Genomic DNA, 21,004 nt, shown 5'->3' with positions numbered 1-21,004 from the left:
ACAGCATGGCGATTAATTGGGTGATGTCTCTTAACGTGATCATGTTTTTCCTAGTTAATTTTGTTTTGCCCGGCAGCAGCATATCCGGAATCTTAGAGGCTACCTGAAAACCTTTCCTTTGCTCTTTACCAATCTTCACCGCTTGTTTTCAGGTAGCCCAATACCCGTCAAACAAAAACACCGCTGTGCGCAGCATGAAGGGCATGCTGGCGGCAGCGGTGTTGTTGTGTGGTACGGCGGTACGGCGTGTTCGCGGGGGAATCCATTTGGGCTCCGGATTGGGTCGTATCGGTACGGCATGGTAGCCTGCGGGGGCGGCGGCTGGCAAGCCGATGGCGGGGCTATCGCTGGTGTTGCACCAGCCAATCGCTGGCTTGGGCGATGTCGGCGGCGATTTGCGCCTGCAGCTCGGGCAGGCCGGGGAATTTGGCTTCGTCGCGCAGTTTGTGCAGGAAGTCGATGCGCAGGCGTTGGCCGTAGAGTTGGTCGGCAAAGTCGAACAGGTGGGCTTCCAGTTTTTGTGTGGGCAGGCTGGATACGGTGGGGTTTCGGCCGAAGCTGGCCACGCCGTAGCGTGTGCCGAATGTGCCGTGGGCGGCGATGACGAATACGCCGCAGAGGGGGTAGCGGTGCGGGGGGAGGTGGAGGTTGGCGGTGGGGCAGCCGATGGTGCGGCCGAGCTTGGCGCCGTGTTTCACGCGGCCGCTGAGGGAATAGGGGTGGCCGAGCAGGCTTTCGGCGTAGCCGAGGCGGCCTTCGCTGAGGGCTTGGCGCACGAGGGTGCTGCTGGCACGCACGTCTTGCACCATCACGGAGGGGGTGCGCTCGGTGGTGAATTCGGGGCAGCGGCTGAGGAGGCTGAAATCGCCTTGGCGGCCGGCGCCGAAGCGGAAGTCGTCGCCGATGAGCAGGTGGCGGGTGTGCAGCTGTTCGATGAGCAGGTGTTGGATGAAGTCGGCGGCGGATACGGCTGCGAGGCCGGCGTTGAAACGCAGCACCCATACGGCATCGAGGCAGCCGGTGTCGCGCAGCAGGCGCAGTTTTTCGCGCAGGGGGCTGAGGCGGAAGGGTTTTTCCACGCTGCGCTGCCGGCTGAAAAATTCTTGCGGCTGGGGCTCGAATACGATGGCCACGGCGGCGAGGCCGCGCTCGTCGGCTTCATGGCGCAGGCGTTCGAGGATATGGCGGTGGCCGAGGTGGACGCCGTCGAAATTGCCGATGGTAACGGCGCTGCCGTGCGGGTGCGGGCGGAATACGGTGTTGCCGAAGCGGATGTTCATGGCGGGCGGGGTGGGAAAAAGGGGCTATTGTAGCGGGAAGGGCGGATTAAAGCACCCGGTGCGGTATGAGTGGCGATAAGGCTACCTGAAACTTTCGGCCTGGCGGGACGCCTTGTGTTGATTTGCACGGCGTTGCAGCGGAGGTTTTCAGGTAGCCTTTCTGTTTCCGCTTGTTATGCGGCGGCTTCGGTATCCCAGCTCAGGAGTGCCCATTTCATGGCGAAGGGGGCTTCGGCGAATTGGCTGTGGTGGCGCTGGAAGAATTGGGTGAGGAGTTGGGTGTGTTCGGGGGTGAGCGTGCCGTAGGCGGCGGCCATGCGCTGCAGGAAGTCGGGCAGTTGGGTGCAGTCGGCGAGGCGGCCGGGGGTGGTGATGTAGCTGAGGATGGGGTCGTAGCCCATTTGATAGAGGATGTTGAGGGCGTAGATGTAGCTGGGGTAGGGGCTGCGCTCTTGGCCGAGCAGGCGGCTGATTTGGGGCGGGTTGAAATGGCCGTCGGCGAGGATGGTGAAATACACGCTGCGGCGGGCGTGGGCGCTGAGTTTGGCAAAGAGGGCGGCGAGGTCGCGGTCAAGCCCGCTGCGGGAGGAAACGACGATGTCGCACACGGGCACGTTGTGCCAGCTGTCTTCTTTGCTCAGGTGGATGGGGGTGATGTTGACGAGGCTGGCGGCTTGGGCGTTGCTTTCCAAACAACGGAGCATGCCGCTGCTGTAGTCGAGGCCGTAGAGGCGCTGCACTTTGGGGGCGAGGCGCAGGGCGAGGGTGCCGGGGCCGCAGCCGACGTCGAGCAGGGTGTCGCCGGGGCGGAGGTGCATTCGGGCGATAAAGGCATCGGCGTAGGGGCTGGGCTGGAGGATTTTGGCGCTGAAGCTGGGGGCTTTGTCGTCCCATTCGGCGGCGGGCTTTTCGCTGAAGCCGAGTTCGGCCATGCGATCGCAGTAGACGGCGGCGAAGTCGATGGGCAGGGGGCGGTGGTGGGGCATGAGACTACCTGAAAGTGGTGTCGGGCTGGAGGGTGGATTGTTGCGGGACTACCAACTCAGCGCACGGGATAACGGCGGACGCAGCTGTTTGCGGCAGCGCTCATCTGGCGTTCGAGGACGGGATTGCTTTGGCCTCGGTCGTAGGCGGTGGTAACGCGTTGCCATTCGCGGGCGCTGTAGCGGCTGCGCAGTGTGTCGTAGGTGCAGGCGCATAGGCGGCGCAGCTGGGCGGTGTTGGTACGACTGTTGAACCGCGAGGTGCATTGGGCGATGAAGCCACTGCGGGAAGTGCCGACCGCGGAATTGGAGGCGCAGGCGGTAAGGGCGAGTAGAACGGATAGAAAGAGGATGGGTTTCATAGCGGGTTTCCTTGGTAGCTGTGGTTTTCAGGTAGCCTCTGCCGGCTTGAGGCTACCTGAAAAAGGGTTGGGGCTGAAACTCAGCGGGAGAGGTGGCGGCGCACGCAGGTATTGGCGGCTTCATTCATGCGGCGGTTGAGCACGGGATCGCGGTCGGGGTTGGTGTCGTTGTTGATATGTTGCTGCCATTGGGCGGTGGTGTAGCGGCTGCGCAGGGTGTCGTAGGTGCAGGCGCAGATGCGGCGAGTTTGGGCGGGGGTGCCGATGTTGCGGGAAGTGCAGAGATCGAGGAAGGCGCTGCGGTGGCTGGCAATGCTGCGGCGGTTGGGGTTGGCATTGGCGTTGGGGCGGGCGGCACATTGGCGCACGCTGCTGATGAAATAGCGGCCCAGCGGGGTGTTGGGGTTGGCGGGCTGGCGAATCCAGTTGTGGCCGTAGCGGCTGCTGACTTTGTCGTAGGCGCAAGCGCAAACGTCGGCGGCTTGGTTGGGGGTCATCCGCCATTCGGCGGCGTTGTCGGCGCAGGCGTTGACGAAGCTGCTGCGCGGGGTGGTGGGAGCTTGGTTGGCAGTATTGCTGCCGGTGGTTTGGCAGGCGGCGAGGGCGGTGAGGACAAGTACTGCGGGGAACAGTCGGCGAATAAGCATGATGAGTTTCCTTAAGCAGTGGGGTTTGTGTTTTCAGGTAGCCTTTATGATGACGGAAAGGCTACCTGAAAATTGGGTTTGAATCATGCCGCATTTATCGGGACATATGGCGGGAGACGCATTGCCGGGTGGCGGTGTCGATGAAGCGGGTGAGTTCGGGTTTGTTACCGATGTCTTGGCTGTCGAGGGCTTGCGGCCAGTTGCTGCCGTAGCGGCTGCTGATTTGGTCGAAAGTGCAGGCGCAGATATTGGCTGCAGATTGGCGGGAAATGCCGGTGGTTGCGGTTTCGCCAGTGCAGCGGCTGATAAACAAATCGCGCGTGCTGTAGGTGGGGCCATTGGCGGCGGCGCTAGGGATGAGGGCGAGCAGGAATAGGGCGGGGAGGAGTTTTTTAAACATAATATTTTGATGTGGATGAGTGAAGAATAAAAATTAGGCAGCCTGCAAAACAGCGGGCTGCCTGTGTGCCGTTTAGCGGCGGTTGAGGTGGCGGTTGATGCACGCTTCGGTGTTGCGGCGCATACGGCTTTCAAACTGCGGGTCGTTGCCGGTGCGGTCGTAGGCATCCAGCGTGGCTTTCCAGCGGGTGCCGTATTGTTTGCCGGTTTCGTCGAAGGTGCAGGAGCAGAGGGTGCGGGCCATTTGCTGGTTCAGGGAGCTGCCTCCGGAAGTGGCGGATTGTGTACAGGCGCTCACGAATTCGTTGCGCATTTGTTGCAGGGTTTTGGCCTGGGCGGCAGGAGCGGCAACGGCGGCCAATACGGCTGCGGCAAACAGATATTTTTTCATTTGTGATTTCCTTTTGAAATATGATGAATGAGGAACGAAGCCGCATTGTGCCGTTTGGCGGGGGAGTTGTCTATAGCCGAAGTGCTTTATAGAGAGAACATTCGGGCGGGGCAAAGGCTACCTGAAAACATGATTCGGTTGAAACCATATTTTCAGGTAGCCTTATGGTGGCTCTTGTTTGGATGATTGTTAAGCGACTACGCCCAAAATCACGCTGCCGGCTTTGAAAATGGCGGTAACACTTTGGCCGGGGTGCAAATCGAGGGTTTCGGTGCTTTGCATGGTGATGCCGGCAGTGAGGATGAGGCCGCCGCCGATGTCGACGGACACAATGGAGTTCACCGCGCCGCGTTCAACATGGGTAATTTGGCCGCTGAGCTGGTTGCGGGCGGAGAGTTTCATCGGGTGCAAGTCGGTAGCCACGATGATGTTGCCGGCTTTGATGAGGGCGGTGGCGATACCGCCTTCGGCCAGGCCGAGCTCGCGGCAGCTTTCTTCGGTTACGGTGGCTACCAGCTCGGCGCCATTTTCAAGTACAAGCGTGATTTCACTGGTTACCGGGCCGTGTTTGATAGATTTGATTTTGCCACTGAATTGGTTGCGTGCGCTGGTTTTCATGGTGGATTTTCCTTTTGTAGCGGGTAGATAAAGTGTGCATTCTAACTGATTTGTACTGAGTTTAAATTGGGCTGCTGCAAAAACCATCCGAAAGGCTGAGCTATCTAATCCTTTCGAACTAGACAAGGCTTAGTCTAATGAATGGCTGTTAAACCTGTTGGAAGCATGTTTTTTGCTGCTTGCTTGTTTTATAGTTCAATCCACTGAGTATAAAAGTATTTCGGTTTTGAGAATAGCTTTGCACAGGAAGGCCTTTGCACGGTTTTTGCTGGCAAAGCATACACATAGGGATCGCACATGAGCCATTTCTTAGACCGCCTGACCTTCTTCAGGCAAAAGCGCGAGCCGTTTTCTAATGGTCACGGCGTTTTAACCAACGAAGACCGCAAGTGGGAAAATGCCTACCGTAGCCGCTGGTCGCACGACAAAATCGCCCGTTCTACCCACGGCGTGAACTGTACCGGTTCATGCTCGTGGAAAATCTACGTTAAAAACGGCATCATCACCTGGGAAACCCAGCAGACCGACTATCCGCGCACCCGCCCGGACCTGCCCAATCACGAACCCCGCGGCTGCCCGCGCGGTGCGTCTTACAGCTGGTATGTTTACTCTGCCCAGCGTATCAAATATCCGATGATGCGCGGCGCGCTGGCCGAACTGTGGCGCGAAGCACGCAAAACCAAAGACCCGATCGAAGCATGGAAATGGATTGTGGAAGACCCCGAGCGCTCCAAATCCTACAAATCCCAGCGCGGTTTGGGCGGCTTCGTGCGTTCTAACTGGGACGAAGCTTATGAAATGGTGGCCGCAGCCAACTGCTACACCATCAAGAAATACGGCCCCGACCGTGTTATCGGCTTCTCGCCGATTCCTGCCATGTCAATGATCAGCTACGCTGCAGGCGCGCGCTATCTTGGTTTGATCGGCGGCGTGCCGCTGTCGTTCTACGACTGGTATTGCGACCTGCCGCCTGCTTCGCCGCAGACTTGGGGCGAACAGACCGACGTGGCCGAATCTGCCGACTGGTACAACTCCAACTATCTTCTGGTCTGGGGTTCTAACATCCCGATGACCCGTACCCCCGATGCTCACTTCTACACTGAAGTGCGCTACAAAGGCACCAAAACTGTTGCCGTGTCGTCCGACTTCGGCGAAATGGCCAAGTTCAGCGACATCTGGCTCGCGCCGCGCCAAGGCACGGATGCTGCGCTGGCGATGGCGATGGGGCACGTTATCCTCAAAGAGTTCCACATCGACAATCCGTCCGACTATTTCCAAGACTACTGCCGTCGCCTGACTGATATGCCTGTGCTGGTGTGCTTGAAAGAAGATGGCGAAGGCTACCGCCCGGAATACACTCTGCGCGCCTCCCATTTGAGCAACAACTTCGGCGAAGAGAAGAATCCCGATTGGAAAGTGCTGGCGTGGAACGAGAAAACCGACAGCCTGATGCTGCCCAATGGCTCCATCGGCTTCCGTTGGGACGGCAGCCAAAAATGGAATCTGGAAACCAAGGCGCAGGATGATCAAGACGTTCAAGCGGCCTTGTCGCTGAAAACGTGCGCCGATGACGTGGTGCGCGTCGGTTTCGACTACTTCGGCGGCGAATTCGACGAAGAAAAAACCTTCCGCAAAGTGCCGGTGAAACGCATCACCCTGGCCGACGGCAGCAGCCAATTGGTGGCCACCGTGTTCGATCTTTTGGTGGCGCAATACGGCGTGGACAACGGCTTGGGCGACGAGAACGTGGCCAAAGACTATTTTGACGACAAGCCCTACACGCCGAAATGGCAGGAAAAACACACCGGCGTCGCTCCCGAACGCGTGATTCAGGTAGCCCGCGAGTTCGCCCAAAACGCGCACGATACCAAAGGCCGCTCGATGATTATCGTCGGCGCCGGCCTGAACCACTGGTATTACCTGGACATGAACTATCGCGGCCTGATCAACATGCTGATGATGTGCGGCACCATCGGCAAGTCCGGCGGCGGCTGGTGCCATTATGTGGGACAGGAAAAACTGCGTCCGCAGTCCGGCTGGGCGCCGCTGACTTTCGCGCTCGACTGGCACCGCCCCGCGCGCCAGATGGCCGGTACTTCATTCTTCTACGGTCACACCGGCCAGTATCGCCACGAAACCGTGTCCGCCGATGAGTTACTTACGTCCGACGCTGGCGACGATATGCGCCGCCTGACCATGATCGACTACAACGCCAAAGCTGCCCGCATGGGTTGGACGCCGAGCGCGCCGCAGTTGGAAACCAATCCGCTGGATATAACCGATGCGGCCGAAAAAGCCGGCATGAATCCTGTGGATTACACTGTGAAAGGTTTGAAGGACGGCACGCTGGAGATGTCTTGCGACGATCCGGAAAACCCGAAAAACTGGCCGCGCAATATGTTTATTTGGCGCTCCAACATTTTGGGCTCTTCCGGCAAAGGCCACGAATATTTCCTGAAATACCTGCTCGGCACGCAAAACGGCCTGATGAGCGACGAAGACGATTGCCTGAAGCCGGCCGAAGTGAAGCAGCGGGAAGGTGTGGAAGGCAAGCTGGATTTGTTCACGCTCCTAGATTTCCGCATGAACCCCACCTGCCTGTACGCCGACGTGATTTTCCCGACCGCCACTTGGTACGAGAAACACGATCTGAACACGTCCGACATGCACCCGTTCATCCATCCGTTTACCGAAGCGGTGCAGCCTTTGTGGCAGAGCAAGTCCGACTGGGAAATCTATAAAGGCCTGGCCAAAAAATTCAGCGAGCTGGCCAAAGACTATCTGGGCGTGCGCAAAGACATCGTGCTCACCCCGCTGATGCACGACAGCCCGCAGGAACTCGGCCAGCCCTTTGACCCGAAAGACTGGAAACTGGGCGAGTGCGAGCCGATTCCGGGCAAAACCATGCCCGCGATGACCGTGGTGGAACGCGACTACGGTGCGGTTTACGAGAAATTCACTTCTATCGGCCCCTTGCTGGAAAAAGTGAACAACAACGGCAAAGGCATGGCGTGGGATACCAAGCACGAAGTGGACTTCTTGCGCAAACTCAACGGCGTGCAGCCTGAAGGTGCGGGCAAAGGCCAGCCGAGAATCGAAACCGCCATCGATGCGGCCGAAATGGTTTTGACCCTGGCGCCGGAAACCAACGGCCACGTTTCGAAAAAAGCTTGGCAGTCGCTGGGCAAAATCACCGGCCGCGACCATACGCATCTGATTAATGCCAGCGAGCACACGCAAATCCGCTTCCGCGACATCGTCGCCCAGCCGCGCAAGATTGTTACCTCGCCGATTTGGTCGGGCGTGGAGAGCGAAGAAGTGTGCTACACCGCAGGCTATACCAACGTGCACGAGCTGATTCCGTGGCGCACGCTCACCGGCCGCCAGCAGTTCTACCAAGACCACAAATGGATGCGCGATTTCGGTGCGGCCTTCTGCGTGTACCGCCCCGCCGTGGACACCAAAACCACCAAGAAACTCTTGGGCAAAATGCCCAACGGCAATCCGGAAATCACGCTCAACTTCCTCACGCCGCACCAGAAATGGGGTATCCACAGCACCTATTCGGAAAACCTGCGTATGCTCACGCTCGGTCGTGGCGGCCCGCACGTGTGGATTTCCGAAATCGATGCCAAGAAAGCAGGTTTGGTAGATAACGACTGGGTGGAAGTGTTCAACACCAACGGTTCGATTGCCTGCCGTGTGATTGTGAGCCAGCGTATTCCTGAAACCATGATTTTGATGTACCACGCTCAGGAAAAATTGGTGCACACGCCTGCGGCGGAAACCACCAAGAAACGCGGCGGCATCCACAACTCGGTAACCAAGGCGGTTTTGAACCCGACCCACATGATAGGCGGCTATGCGCAGCTGGCGTACAGCTTCAACTATTACGGTACGGTCGGCTCCAACCGCGACGAGTGGGTAATTGTCCGCAAGATGAAGGACATCGACTGGATGGACGAACCCGCCGATCAGGCATAAGGTTTTTCAGGTAGCCTCCTGCTACACAAAAGGCTACCTGAAAACCGGATAAAGAACGAAACCATGAAGCTTCCGCAGATTATCCGTTTCGCCGATTATTTGAAGGAAACCCCCTCCGAAGCCGTGCGTACCGTGCTGCATCAAGACCAGCACGACAATATGGTGCTGTGGCAGATTCCGCCGCACACTATGTTGCCAGCCCACCGCCACCCGTGTGGTGTGGACATCTGGATTGTGCTGCAAGGCGAAGCCGAGCTGGTGGACGACGCGCAAAGCGGCCGCACCATCCGCGCAGGTGAGAGTGTAGTAGTGGGCGACCACCAAATCCACGGTGCCCGCAACAGCGGCCAGGAAGACTGCATCTTGGTTTCGATTATCAGCCCGAAAGCCGGATTCGAAAAGGCATAACCGTTTTTCAGGTAGCCTTAAGAGCCAAAAGGAAGGCTACCTGAAAAAGACCAATCATTTAAGGAACACATCATGAAAATCAGAGCACAAGTCGGCATGGTGCTGAACTTGGACAAATGTATCGGCTGCCACACCTGCTCCGTTACCTGCAAAAACGTATGGACGAGCCGCGACGGCGTGGAATACGCCTGGTTCAACAACGTTGAAACCAAGCCCGGTATCGGCTTCCCGAAAAACTGGGAAGACCAGGAAAAATGGAATGGCGGCTGGGTACGCAAACCCAACGGCAAACTCGTGCCCAAGCAGGGCGGCCGTTTGAAAATCCTGTCCAACATTTTCGCCAACCCCAACCTGCCGCAAATCGACGACTACTACGAGCCGTTCACCTACGATTACGAGCACCTGCAAAATGCCCCGCGCATGAAAACCCCGCCCACCGCGCGGCCGATTTCCGTGCTCACCGGCAAGAAAATGGACAAGGTTGAATGGGGTCCCAACTGGGAAGACGACTTGGCCGGCGAATTTGAAAAACGCGCCAAAGACACCCTGTTCGAAGGCATCCAAAAAGACATGATGGGCGCGTTCGAGCAGACCTTCATGATGTATCTTCCGCGCCTGTGCGAACACTGCCTGAACCCGACCTGCGTCGCATCCTGCCCGTCCGGCAGCATCTACAAACGCGAAGACGATGGCATCGTGCTCATCGATCAAGACAAATGCCGCGGCTGGCGTATGTGCGTATCCGGCTGCCCGTACAAAAAAATCTACTACAACTGGGTGAGCGGCAAAGCCGAAAAATGTATTTTCTGCTACCCGCGCATCGAAGCGGGCGAACCCACCGTTTGCTCCGAAACCTGCGTAGGCCGTATCCGCTATCTGGGCGTGCTGCTGTATGACGCCGACAAAATCGAAGAAGCCGCTTCAGTAGAAAACCCGCAAGACCTATACGAAGCGCAGCTGGGCGTGTTCCTCGATCCGCACGACCCCGAAATCCAGCGCGAAGCCCTGAAACAGGGCATCAGCCAGAGCTGGCTCGATGCGGCGAAAAAATCGCCCGTCTACAAAATGGCGATGGAATGGAAAATCGCCTTCCCGCTGCACCCCGAATACCGCACGCTGCCGATGGTATGGTACATCCCGCCGCTCTCCCCGATCCAATCCGCCATCGAAAACGGCTTGGTGGGCGAAAACGGCATCATCCCCAGCGTGGACGAAATGCGCATCCCGCTGCGCTATCTGGCCAACCTGCTGACCGCCGGTAAAATCGAGCCGATTAAAGACGCGCTGGAACGCATGATCGCCATGCGCCGCTACAAACGCGGCCAAGTGGTACACGGCGAAACGCTGGAGCAAACCTTGGACGGCACCGGCCTGACCCCGGCCATGGTGGAAGACATGTATCAGATTATGGCCATCGCCAACTACGAAGACCGCTTCGTGATTCCCACCAGCCACAAAGAACAGGTGGAGAATACCTTTGAAGACAAAGCAAGCTGCGGCTTCTCCTTCGGCAACGGCTGCTCCGGCGGCTCGGACGGCATGACCAAAGAAAGCCTGTTCGGCAAGCCAAAAGCTTCGCCCATCATCTTCTTCGACCGTCGTAAGGACTTGGAAGAAAACCGCGAAAAAGGGGTGCGCTGATGCAGGGCAATCCGGTATACAAATTCTTCTCGGCGCTGCTGTGCTATCCGGAAGCCGAATTGGTAGAGGCGCTGCCTGAATTCCAGGCAGCACTCGACCAGATGCCCGAATTAGCCGCACACCGCGAGGGTTTGCAAGCGTTGCTGGATTATCTGGGCGGCAACAGCCTGCGCCATATCCAGGAGGAATACGTTTCCACCTTTGACCGCAACCGCCTGCATGCACTGTATATTTTCGAGCACGTTTTCGGCGAAGACCGCGACCGCGGCAGCGCCATGGTGGATCTGTTGGAAGAATACCGCAAATACGGCTTCGAATTGGGCGACGACGAACTGCCCGACTTCCTGCCCGCGCTGCTGGAATTTTTCGCCCATATTCCGCCTGCCGATGCGCAAAAACTGCTCGGCGATGCCGTGCACGTGATCAACCATATCGGCAAAAACTTGCGCACCGCCGGTTCGCCTTATGCCGTCGTGCTGGAGAATATCGTGGCGCTCAGCCCTGTCGAGCCGCAGCCCCTAACCGAGCCGCCCGTGCGCGATATGGACGAAGCCATGGAAACCTTCGGCCCCGACGTATCCGGTATCGAGCCCCTGCTCAAGCCGAGCATCCAAACCGTACAATTTTATCCAAAAAGCAAGTAAGCATACCTGCTTGGGAGTTTTGATATGAGTAACCTGCACTTCTTCTTCTTTGCCATCTATCCCTATATTTGTTTGGCAATTTTCTTCTTCGGCAGCCTCGTGCGCTTCGACCGCGAGCAGTACACCTGGAAGAGCGACTCCAGCCAGCTGCTGTATGACGGCCAGCTGCGCTTGGGCAATATCCTGTTTCACGTTGGCGTATTGGCTGTGTTCGGCGGCCACTTTGTCGGCTTGCTCACCCCGCTGTGGGTATGGCACGCCTTGGGCGTGAGCCATGCGGCCAAACAGCTCTTGGCCATGACCGCCGGCGGCATCTTCGGCACCATGGCGCTGGTCGGTCTGCTGATTCTGATCAAACGCCGCTTCACCATCGACCGTATCAATATCAACAGCACCTGGCGCGACAAGCTGCTGCTGGTGTGGATTTTGATTACCCTCGTGCTCGGCCTCTCCACCATCTGCGTGAGCGCAGGCCACATGGACGGCCACGAAATGACCCTGCTCATGCAGTGGGCACAGCACATCGTTACCTTCCGTGGCGTAGAAGCTGCCAGCTTCATCACCGATGCGCACATCCTCTTCAAACTGCATATGTTTATGGGCATGACCTTCTTCCTCATCTTCCCGTTCACCCGTATGGTGCACGTGTGGAGCGGTTTTGCCAGCGCACTCTACGTATTCCGTCCCTGGCAGCTGGTACGCCGCCGCTAAGGTAATATTTTCAGGTAGCCTTCCAGGAGGCTACCTGAAATTTTTATATAGTGGAGTAAAATGAGAATGGGAAAAGGCGGCGAGCCATAGTGCAGTATGCGTAATACGGCAAGGCGAGCCAACACAGTAGCATTCTTATTTTCATTCACTATAGAACCATAAAGGACACCACGCTCATGATTGATCACGAACTCTGGCAAAACGCCTCCGACAGCGACATCATCGACCACATCCTGCCGCGCTACCACGACACCCACCGCCGCCAGCTCGATGAGCTCATTCCACTGGCCGAGAAAGTGGCCGGCGTGCATGCAGGTAAGTTCCCCGCCGAGATGGTTCCCCTGTTGCACACCATCCAAGGCGAACTGCTCAGCCACATGATGAAAGAAGAGCGCATCCTGTTCCCCATGCTCAAACAAGGCGCCGGCCGCGCCGCCGCGATGCCCGTGCGCATGATGATGCATGAACACACCGAGCACGATGCCGCCATCGAACGCCTGTTGGAAATCACAGACAACCTGCAAGCCCCCGCCGATGCCTGCCGCAGCTGGCAGCAACTCTACAGCCTGGCTCAAGAGCTGGTGGATGACCTGCGCGACCACATCGATTTGGAAGACAATATTCTGTTTGCCCGCGTGTTGGCGTAACTCCATAAAATGTAGAAAAGGCTACCTGAAAACGGATTTGCTGTTTTCAGGTAGCCTTTTTTCTGCCCAACGGTTAGCGGGCCGCTTGGCGGGAGCAGGTCTGAATAGCGGCGTTGGGGGGAGAAAGCTTATCGGCCTTGGGTGGTTTTAGCTTAAAGGCAGCTTATTGCAGCAAGGCTACCTGAAAAATATCCCGCCCTTTCAATGGAGTATTTTTCAGGTAGCCTTTTGTGAAAGCGTGGTACTGACACCGAATACAGGCAGCTCACATCTCCAAGGGATCGATATCCACCGACCATCTGGCCGCGGCAAACTGCCGTGCCAGCGTGGCGAGGGCTTGCTGCCATAGGGAGACTTGGCGGTGCAGCGCTTTGCGGTTTGGGCTTTCCAGAAACACCTGGGCGCGTTCGCGGCCGGCGAGTTTGGCCAGCAGCATGGGTACCGGGCCGAGGCAGAGCACTTCTTTGGCTTCGTTTTCCGCACTTTCAGGTAGCCTTTGTTGCGCCACCCATTCGGCGGCTAGGCGCAACATTTCCAACGCATCGGCCATATTGGCGGCATCGGCGCGGATGGTGGCGGTGTGGGCGAAGGGCGGCATATCGAAACTTTCGCGCTCGGCCAGCTCGCCGGCGGCGAAGTCGGCATAGTTTTGCCGCAGCAGCGTTTGATACACGCGATGCTCCGGCAGGCGGGTTTGGATGAACACGCGGCCGGGCAGTTCGGCACGCCCGGCGCGGCCGGCCACCTGCATCAGTTCGGCAAACAGCCGCTCGGGGGCGCGGAAATCAGCGCTGTAGAGGCTGCCGTCGGCGTTGAGTACCAGCACCAAATTCAGGCGGGCGAAATCGTGGCCTTTGGCCAGCATCTGCGTGCCCACCAAAATATCCACGCCGTTTGCGGCGATGCGTTGGTAGAGCCGTTGCCAGTCGCCTTTGCGGGCGACGCTGTCGCGGTCCACGCGCTCGATTTTGGCCCCGGGCAGTTGCGCGCGCAGGGCTTCTTCCACCCGCTGCGTGCCGATGCCCACGGCGGTGAGGTCTTGGTTGCCGCAGTCGGGGCATTTTTTCGGAATCGGCGCCGCCAGGCCGCAATGGTGGCAACGCAACTGGTGCGCAAGCTGGTGCAGCACTAGTTTGGCGGAGCAGTGCGGGCAGCCGAAGGTGTGGCCGCAGTCGCCGCAGAATAGGGCAGGGGCGAAGCCACGCCGATTGAGGTACACCATGCTCATGCCGCCGGCAGCGTGATTTTGCTGCAACAGCTTGAAAGCAGCCGGGCTGAAGCCTTGGTCCAAGGGCTCGCGGCGAATGTCGATTAGGTGGATTTCGGGCAGGCGGGCGGCCGCGCGGGCGCGTTGCGGCAGGCTGAGTAGGCGGTAGCCGCCGCTTTGCGCCTTGTGCCAGCTTTCCAGCGCGGGCGTGGCGCTGCCTAGCACAATCGGGCAGCCGGCTTGGCGTGCGCGCCACACGGCCAAATCGCGGGCGTGGTAGCGCAGCTCGCTGTCTTGCTTGAACGAGGAATCGTGTTCTTCATCCACCACAATCAGCCCTAAATCCGGCAGCGGCGTGAACACTGCCAACCGGGTCCCCACCACCAGTCGCACCCGGCCGCACATGGCTTTCAGGTAGCCTTGGGTACGTTCGCCGGCGGCGGTTTGGCTGTGCAACACGGCAGTCGGCACATCGGCAAAGCGCTGTTGCAAACGGGCGATAAGCTGCGGCGTGAGACTGATTTCAGGCAGCAGGAACAACACCTGTTTGCCCGCCGAGAGCGCGGCAGCCATGGCTTCGAAATAGGTTTCGGTTTTGCCACTGCCAGTGATGCCATACAGTAGGAAGGGGGCAAAACCCTGCGCCTGTGCCACCGCATCGGCCGCGGCCTGCTGCTCGGGGTTGAGCGGCACGGGCGAGGGCGGAATCGGCATGTGGGTGGGCAGAGTGCTAGTTTCGGCTGTCAGCCAGCCTTGCGCTTGCCAATCGGCCAGCTGGGCGGCGGCCTGCGGCGCGATGGTGCGGGCGGTGCTTTGGCTTACCGTGCTCTCCAGCAGCGCCTGCCACAGCGCGGCCTTGCGGCGATGGTGCGGCGGCGGGGATGACTGTTGTCGCCCCAAATCGGTGAGCGAAAAATAGGTTTCCGGCTGCGGCAACGGGCAGGGCTTGGCTTCGCGCAGGCCGGCTGGCAGGGCGGTGAAGGCGGTTTGGCCGATGGGGTGGTGATAATAACGGGCAGTAAATTCAATCAGTTCGCGCCAGGCTGCGGGCAGCAGCGGTTCGTGTTCAAACACTTGCGCGAGCGGGCGGATTTTGTCCGGGCTGATTTCTGGTTCTTCGCACGCGCCCCACACGATACCGGCCACGGTTTTGTCGCGAAACGGCACGGCCACGCGCACTCCGGGCGCGGGAATACGGTCGGCACGGTAGGTAAGCAGCGTGTCGAGAGGAACATTGAGGGCAACTTGGCAGTAGGGCACGGCGGTTGGGAGTGAATGAATAAGGAGACGGCGGGTATTGTACCTGAAACAGGAAGGGCTACCTGAAAGCGCACTTCTCTACGGAGCTAACGCGTTAGTGCAGTGAAAACGGCAGCATGGTTTCAGGTAGCCTTTGGATAGTGCGGGCAGTAAACTAGGCGTATTGTACCAACGGAGAATCAGGCTACCTGAAAACTTTTGCCGCAACGCAGCAAAATAGACTACGGCAAGGCTGAAGCAATTTCAGGTAGCCTCTCATTTAAAACTAAGGAAACCGATATGACTGCCACTTTGGAAGTATGCCAAGCCGATATCACCACGCTGGCGGTGGACGCGATAGTCAATGCCGCCAATTCTTCGCTATTGGGCGGCGGCGGAGTGGATGGTGCGATACATCGCGCCGCCGGACCGGAGCTGTTGGCCGAGTGCCGCCGGCTGGGCGGCTGCCGCACCGGTGAGGCCAAAATCACGCGGGGCTATCGGTTGCCGGCGCGCTGGGTGGTGCACACCGTCGGCCCGGTATGGCGCGGCGGGCAGCATGGTGAAGCGGCCCTGTTGGCCGCAGCCTATGCCAATTCGTTGCGCCTGGCTGCGGAACAGGGTGCGCAAAGCATTGCTTTCCCCTGTATCAGCACCGGCGTGTATGGCTACCCCGCACGTGAGGCGGCAAAAATTGCAGTGCAGGCTGTGCGCGAAACGCTGCCGCAATGCCCGCAGATGCAGCGTGTGGTGTTCTGTTGTTTTTCACAGCAAGATGCGGCACTGTACCGGCGATTGCTGGAGGCTGCCTGAAAAATTCGGGCAGATACGCAGTGCACATTTGGCATTAAGCAGGCAAAATCGGGTGCATCGCCAAAACAGATTGCTTGGATTGTTGGCGGGAAGTATCGTTTTGGGCGGCTAAATGCAGGTTTTTGGTGTATTTATGGCGAAACTTGCTATAATCGCGGGCGCGTTGCGTCGGCAGGCGGCAAACCTGTAATTGGAGCTTGTGGTTTGGAAAGAATAGAGAGCAAGTAGCCTTTACTTGAAAGAAAAGGCCTGTCTCAAAAGCGCCGCAGGCAGATTAAGAAATTACCCGCTAAGAGGAATCAATGATGCGCAGCAAACTTTGGAGCTGGCTGCAAGTTGTTTATCTGATTATTCTTGCTATCCTGCTGTGGCATTTCACCAGGCAAGCTGGCAGTAGCCAAGACTTCTTGGTTTATATCCTTGCCCTACTCTTGGTATATGGCCTCTACGATTGGATGATAAGCCGTGCCCACCGTGCCGCCCTGCAAGCATTCCATAATAACCCTGCTGCCCGTCAATGGCTGGCTGAAAACCTGAGTGGCGTGCGTATTACCGATATCAAAGCTATCCGCTCCCGTTTTGGCCTCTCTTTGCGTGATGCCGTTGCCGTGTTAGACGAATACCGGCAGCAAAAAAATTAAATGGCCGGGCGCCGCATTTGATACATTTGATGTCAAATAGCCTGCCTTGTGTTACCTGAAAATTTCCGGAGCAGCCGGTGCTCCTTTCGATACGCCGGCCACAGCGGCATGCCGTCGGCTCATCAGCCAAAATTGGCATGCTACCAAACTAACCTTAATAGGAGATTCATCATCGCACAAGAACGCGAAGCACGGATCAACGGCGAAATTCACGCCAAAGAAGTGCGTTTAATCAGCGGCACGGGTGAGCAGCTCGGCGTCGTAACCGTGAAAGAAGCCCTGGCCATGGCCGAAGAGCAAGACGTGGATTTGGTGGAGATTTCCCCCACCGCCAAACCGCCTGTCTGCAAGCTGATGGACTACGGCAAATATAAATACGAGCAGTCGAAAAAACGCGACGAAGCCAAGAAAAAGCAGAAGCAGGTGCAGATTAAGGAAATCAAATTCCGCCCCGGCACCGACGAAGGCGATTATCAAATCAAAATGCGCAACGTTACCCGCTTCTTGACCGATGGCGATAAAGTGAAAATCACCCTGCGTTTCCGCGGCCGCGAAATGGCGCACCAGCACTTGGGCGCGCAGCTTCTGGAGCGTGTGAAGGCCGATTTGGCCGAAGTGGCCGCTGTGGAACAGTTTCCGAAAATGGAAGGCCGCCAGATGGTGATGATGGTTGCACCCAAGAAGAAGTAACCGTATAATTCGCCGTTTTCCGTTCCGCCGCACGCGGGAAACGGCTTCAATGTTGTATGTGCGGCATAAAACCGTGGTTTCGGGTATTAAGCGCGGCCTGTTGCAGGCAGCCTCCCGATGCCTAATCCGATAAACCAATGGAGTTTTCCCATGCCTAAAATGAAAACCAAATCCAGTGCGAAGAAACGCTTCAAAGTGCTGGGCAACGGTGGCATCAAACGCGCTCATGCGTTCAAACGCCACATTCTCACCAAGAAAACCACTAAGAACAAACGCCAGCTGCGCGGCACCGCTATGGTGAACGAGCGCGACGTGGCTTCTGTTCACAAAATGTTGCCCTACGCTTAAAGGAGTCTGAAATATGCCACGCGTAAAACGCGGTGTAACCGCACGTGCCCGTCATAAAAAAGTATTAGTTCTGGCCAAAGGTTATCGCGGCCGTCGTAAAAACGTCTACCGCGTTGCCAAACAGGCGGTGATGAAGGCAGGCCAATATGCCTACCGCGACCGCCGCCAGCGCAAACGCCAGTTCCGCCAACTGTGGATTGCCCGTATCAACGCCGGTGCCCGCCAGCACGGCCTGTCTTACAGCAAATTCATGAACGGCCTGAAACGCGCCGCTATCGAGCTGGACCGCAAAGTATTGGCTGACTTGGCTGTATTCGACAAAGCTGCTTTCGCTCAGCTGGTTGAAAAAGCCAAAGCTGCTTTGGCTTAATGCCTAATTGGAAAATCGGCCGGAATCTTCCGGCCGATTTTTTATTGTGCTGGAAGTGTAGAGGGTGCTTAGGCTTTAGCTTCGCAGAAACTTGGCCTTGGCTACACCAAGCTGTCGGCCGACCTCGTTGAAGAAACCGTTTTCAGGTAGCCTTTGGGGCAGCGGCCAGCAAAACGAATTGTCCAAAGCCGATCGGCAGCGTATAATCCGTCTTCCTTTATCTGGGGGCGACCTTGGTTTCGACGGGGGTTGCGAAGCAGATGCGGGCATACCGGGGTCTCAGATTTCCCGTAAAACACTGAATTTAAATAGTCGCAAACGACGAAACTTTCGCATTGGCCGCCTAAGGCCTGCCGTTGCAGCAGTTGGTCAATGGGCTGTGTAGCGTAAGCTACCGCAACGTCATTCTACATTGACTGGTTTCCCGTCGGGTTACTTGGCGGGAAATGAGATTTAAGGTAACTGGCTCCCAAACAGCCTGTCTGTCGGCGGAATGGGGGTGAGATTCTAAGTTGGCAAGACTAAGTATGTAGAACGCTTTGTAGAGGGCTTCCGGACGGGGGTTCGATTCCCCCCGCCTCCACCAAGATATCCGATAAGTATCCTATACTTATCTCCATTTCTGTGTTTTTTGGCACACTATTGGCACATTTTCCACTAAGAAGCTGCTCAATTTTGGACTTTTCACGCTGCTTGTCGGCCAAGTCAATCCAGCGGGAATAGTTTTCAAGTAGCATTTTCATGGTGCTGTGTCCCATCTGACGGGCTACCCACATGGGGTTGGCTCCGGCCATGAGGTTGAGTGTGGCAAATGTATGGCGGGTGTTGTAGGGTTTCCTGTACCTTACCCCCGCTATTTTTATAGAGTGCTGCCACGGTCTCCACGGCACTTTGTCGTTCTCAAACGGGCTGCCGGTTTTCGGATTGATGAAAACGTATCCGCTTGCCAGCCCTGTCCTTTGCCATTGCCTACGTAAGGCTTCCAAGGCACGGCTATTGAGCTCGATGTCTCGATAGCTGTGGGTTTTGGTACTTTTCAGCTTACCAGCTACGGATGCTTTATTTACGCGCACGCACTGCCTCTGGAAGTCGATGTCCTGCCAAGTGAGGGCGATGAGCTCGCTGGTACGCATACCGCTGAAGAAGGCCAGTTCGAAGTAATTGTGAAACACAGGTTCATTTTTCAGGTAGCCTAGGATGGCTTCGGCTTCTTCGAGCGTGAACGGATCAGGCTGCTCTTTTTGCACTTTGGCGTTGGCCAGATGCTGGGCGGGATTGTCTTTTATCCTGCCGTCGCGGAGCGCAAGAACAAACGGCTGCCGGATAACGGTGGCAATGTTATTGCGAGTTTTTGCGCTACAGTCTAAGGTGGCCAGCAGTCCGGCTAGGGTACTGTACTGGATACGGTCTATCGGTATGTCGCCAATTTTGGGTAGGACGTGGCTGTTGAGCATGCCGCGATAGCGGGATAGGGTGGAGTGGGATAGCTGGTTAACGGTGGCCAGCCAGGCTTCAGCCATCTCACGGAAAGTGGGGCTGCGCTCCGTTTCTTCCGCCCGTTTGGAGTTGGGGAAGAATTCGGCGTAGTCGAATACGCCGATGGCGATTCGGGTACATACTTCTTCCCGGAGTTTAGTGGCGTGCCGGATGTTGGCGGTGGTGGGCTTGAGCGGCAGGCTTTCCCAACATCGTTTACCCCGATACATGAACCATATTTTGATACTACGGTCGCGGATAACTACACCGGTTGGCATTCGTTTCGTTGCCATTTTTCTACCTCTTTTACGTTGATTAAGATGTGGCGGTCGGGTGCACGGTAGTAGTGGCATCCCTCTATCCAAACGCCGGTGCTGATTTTGTCCCTTAATGCCTTTTCTGTATAGCCTGACAACTCGGCGTAACGTTTCAACTGGATTTGGTTCAGCATATTCAATCCTCCATATGAGTAATTAGGACTTGCAGTAAGTGGTCGTAGTACCGTAGTCAACCATGTGGCGGACATCAGGCAACCTGAGTCGTCTTTCTGTTTGCATTTTTTCTCCAAATTTAAAGTTCGCCTGTCAGCGGCTTAGTTAATCCATTGTCCACGGCAGATTGTGTTCCACACTGCGTCGTGGCGGGTGATTTACCGGTGGGATAAGCAACAATGTCAGGTGCGCATCCATTGCCTATATCGGTAGCAACTATCTTAGCAGTAAAAAGCCCTAAAATTTTTTTCAGCCCATTCTCAAAGGAGGATGAATATCGGCAGACCATATGGCGGTTTGAAACTTGGAAAAGCTTTTGTTCACTGAGTGAATAACAGGTCACTTTGGATTGGCGTAGCTGGTTATCCCTATAAAAAGTACGATGGGTACAAGTGTATTCATGTAATGGAACTAGGTTCTGTTAATGCTGAGTGCCGCATGGTTTTTAATATAAAGTAGAAATAATATTAAATATCAATGGATTGATATTTTTGAAGTGGTTTCTGCCCGAGACCTTGGTAAAACTCACTAAACGGAGAACCCGGTCAGGCACACTTCCCCATCTGTTGGGCCTAATCAAGCACCGATTAAGCGGACAAGGTTCCAATATCCCGTACGCCGATACCGGCAACGGCGGTGATGCATGCCGGGTTAAAGGCACTTTAAGCTTACTCACAGCATATCCGCACCGATGCAGAAAGTCATACCTACGGGCAAAGGGCAGATTGCCGAGACCAAATCGGCAATCAAAAGGGGTATTGAGGCAGACAGCTTTGCTTGGCTGAAAGATGATTGCAAGGACCTGGTTCTTTTACTCACTAAAAGATAAAACCTAAGCAAGAGGTGATGATGCATACCGACGACCGGCAGCTATCTCCCCTAAAGACCGGAGGTGTACTAGGTTCGTGGCCAATCGTTTCATGGTTGATACTGTTTTTATTACCCGAAATATTCGTTTTAATTCAACGATATAGTAAATTATCTAGGGGCTTAGGAAGCAAAATCACTCAATAT

21 protein-coding genes, 1 other RNA gene and 1 pseudogene are annotated in these 21,004 nt (G+C 56.6%); 12 read left to right on the top strand and 11 right to left on the bottom strand.

What is annotated here, in order from left to right; translation table 11 throughout:
- Positions 1–148: 148 nt before the first annotated feature.
- The 8 genes from HMPREF2541_RS11925 to HMPREF2541_RS05590 all read right to left on the bottom strand — a co-directional run bounded on the left by HMPREF2541_RS11925 (position 149) and on the right by HMPREF2541_RS05590 (position 4,680).
- Entirely contained in the window at positions 149–328 is a 180-nt protein-coding gene (locus tag HMPREF2541_RS11925) for a hypothetical protein (protein WP_003823925.1), read from the bottom strand.
- 13 nt (positions 329–341) lie between these two features.
- On the bottom strand, positions 342–1,280 hold the full coding sequence (gene ribF, locus HMPREF2541_RS05620) for a bifunctional riboflavin kinase/FAD synthetase (protein WP_070542162.1): 939 nt from the start codon (positions 1,278–1,280) through the stop codon (positions 342–344).
- A 173-nt stretch (positions 1,281–1,453) separates the two neighbouring features.
- On the bottom strand, positions 1,454–2,266 hold the full coding sequence (locus HMPREF2541_RS05615) for a class I SAM-dependent DNA methyltransferase (RefSeq protein WP_070542159.1): 813 nt from the start codon (positions 2,264–2,266) through the stop codon (positions 1,454–1,456).
- Positions 2,267–2,322: 56 nt separating this feature from the next.
- On the bottom strand, positions 2,323–2,625 hold the full coding sequence (locus HMPREF2541_RS05610) for a hypothetical protein (RefSeq protein ID WP_003823929.1): 303 nt from the start codon (positions 2,623–2,625) through the stop codon (positions 2,323–2,325).
- Positions 2,626–2,705: 80 nt separating this feature from the next.
- Positions 2,706–3,272: a hypothetical protein gene (locus tag HMPREF2541_RS05605; RefSeq protein WP_035580704.1), complete on the bottom strand. Its 567-nt coding sequence runs from the start codon at positions 3,270–3,272 to the stop codon at positions 2,706–2,708.
- Positions 3,273–3,366: 94 nt separating this feature from the next.
- A complete protein-coding gene (locus HMPREF2541_RS05600) occupies positions 3,367–3,672 on the bottom strand; it encodes a hypothetical protein (protein WP_003823932.1) in 306 nt (101 codons plus the stop codon).
- Between the two features lie 72 nt (positions 3,673–3,744).
- A complete protein-coding gene (locus tag HMPREF2541_RS05595) occupies positions 3,745–4,062 on the bottom strand; it encodes a hypothetical protein (protein WP_064083562.1) in 318 nt (105 codons plus the stop codon).
- 189 nt (positions 4,063–4,251) lie between these two features.
- Entirely contained in the window at positions 4,252–4,680 is a 429-nt protein-coding gene (locus tag HMPREF2541_RS05590) for a TOBE domain-containing protein (RefSeq protein WP_035580707.1), read from the bottom strand.
- 297 nt (positions 4,681–4,977) lie between these two features.
- Between HMPREF2541_RS05590 and HMPREF2541_RS05585 the strand changes: the two genes are divergently transcribed.
- The 6 genes from HMPREF2541_RS05585 to HMPREF2541_RS05560 all read left to right on the top strand — a co-directional run bounded on the left by HMPREF2541_RS05585 (position 4,978) and on the right by HMPREF2541_RS05560 (position 12,715).
- Positions 4,978–8,664 (top strand): nitrate reductase subunit alpha, encoded by a 3,687-nt coding sequence (locus HMPREF2541_RS05585; RefSeq protein ID WP_070542156.1) that lies wholly within the window; start codon positions 4,978–4,980, stop codon positions 8,662–8,664.
- A gap of 63 nt (positions 8,665–8,727) precedes the next feature.
- Complete coding sequence (locus HMPREF2541_RS05580; protein ID WP_003823939.1) at positions 8,728–9,072, top strand: cupin domain-containing protein; 345 nt, start codon at positions 8,728–8,730, stop codon at positions 9,070–9,072.
- A 72-nt stretch (positions 9,073–9,144) separates the two neighbouring features.
- A complete protein-coding gene (gene narH / locus HMPREF2541_RS05575) occupies positions 9,145–10,713 on the top strand; it encodes a nitrate reductase subunit beta (protein WP_003823940.1) in 1,569 nt (522 codons plus the stop codon).
- Positions 10,713–11,357 (top strand): nitrate reductase molybdenum cofactor assembly chaperone, encoded by a 645-nt coding sequence (narJ, locus tag HMPREF2541_RS05570; protein ID WP_003823941.1) that lies wholly within the window; start codon positions 10,713–10,715, stop codon positions 11,355–11,357. The genes narH and narJ overlap by 1 nt, the downstream gene beginning before the upstream one ends.
- Positions 11,358–11,381: 24 nt before the next feature.
- Entirely contained in the window at positions 11,382–12,068 is a 687-nt protein-coding gene (gene narI / locus HMPREF2541_RS05565; protein WP_003823943.1) for a respiratory nitrate reductase subunit gamma, read from the top strand.
- Positions 12,069–12,244: 176 nt separating this feature from the next.
- Positions 12,245–12,715 (top strand): hemerythrin domain-containing protein, encoded by a 471-nt coding sequence (locus HMPREF2541_RS05560; protein WP_003823944.1) that lies wholly within the window; start codon positions 12,245–12,247, stop codon positions 12,713–12,715.
- 265 nt (positions 12,716–12,980) lie between these two features.
- Here HMPREF2541_RS05560 and HMPREF2541_RS05555 read toward each other — a convergent pair whose 3' ends face one another.
- The gene (locus HMPREF2541_RS05555) at positions 12,981–15,182 is read right to left on the bottom strand and encodes a primosomal protein N' (protein WP_003823946.1); all 2,202 of its coding nucleotides are present in this window, start codon (positions 15,180–15,182) and stop codon (positions 12,981–12,983) included.
- Between the two features lie 279 nt (positions 15,183–15,461).
- On the opposite strand from HMPREF2541_RS05555, the gene HMPREF2541_RS05550 reads away from it, so the two are divergent.
- The 6 genes from HMPREF2541_RS05550 (at position 15,462) to ssrA (ending at position 18,609) form a co-directional block, all read left to right on the top strand.
- Entirely contained in the window at positions 15,462–15,974 is a 513-nt protein-coding gene (locus HMPREF2541_RS05550; RefSeq protein ID WP_035580710.1) for an O-acetyl-ADP-ribose deacetylase, read from the top strand.
- Positions 15,975–16,279: 305 nt separating this feature from the next.
- Complete coding sequence (locus tag HMPREF2541_RS11615; protein WP_050754447.1) at positions 16,280–16,615, top strand: hypothetical protein; 336 nt, start codon at positions 16,280–16,282, stop codon at positions 16,613–16,615.
- Positions 16,616–16,783: 168 nt separating this feature from the next.
- Entirely contained in the window at positions 16,784–17,305 is a 522-nt protein-coding gene (gene infC / locus HMPREF2541_RS05540; protein WP_088383949.1) for a translation initiation factor IF-3, read from the top strand.
- A 150-nt stretch (positions 17,306–17,455) separates the two neighbouring features.
- Positions 17,456–17,653 (top strand): 50S ribosomal protein L35, encoded by a 198-nt coding sequence (gene rpmI, locus HMPREF2541_RS05535; protein WP_003823953.1) that lies wholly within the window; start codon positions 17,456–17,458, stop codon positions 17,651–17,653.
- 13 nt (positions 17,654–17,666) lie between these two features.
- Positions 17,667–18,023 carry a 50S ribosomal protein L20 gene (rplT, locus tag HMPREF2541_RS05530; protein ID WP_023888029.1) on the top strand — a complete coding sequence of 119 codons (357 nt, stop codon included), beginning with the start codon at positions 17,667–17,669 and terminating at the stop codon, positions 18,021–18,023.
- Between the two features lie 223 nt (positions 18,024–18,246).
- Positions 18,247–18,609: a transfer-messenger RNA gene (gene ssrA / locus HMPREF2541_RS05525) on the top strand.
- A 142-nt stretch (positions 18,610–18,751) separates the two neighbouring features.
- Here ssrA and HMPREF2541_RS12570 read toward each other — a convergent pair.
- Together HMPREF2541_RS12570 and HMPREF2541_RS05520 are read right to left on the bottom strand one after the other, a co-directional pair.
- Positions 18,752–19,729, bottom strand: a pseudogene (locus HMPREF2541_RS12570) (tyrosine-type recombinase/integrase); the annotation flags it as partial.
- A 32-nt stretch (positions 19,730–19,761) separates the two neighbouring features.
- Entirely contained in the window at positions 19,762–19,950 is a 189-nt protein-coding gene (locus tag HMPREF2541_RS05520; RefSeq protein ID WP_023888032.1) for a hypothetical protein, read from the bottom strand.
- Positions 19,951–21,004 lie beyond the last annotated feature (1,054 nt).

The organism is Eikenella sp. HMSC061C02 (assembly GCF_001809035.1).
Taxonomy (GTDB): Bacteria; Pseudomonadota; Gammaproteobacteria; order Burkholderiales; family Neisseriaceae; genus Eikenella; species Eikenella corrodens.
Note: the sequence above shows the minus strand (reverse complement) of the source record. Positions and strands in the feature narration are given on the sequence as shown.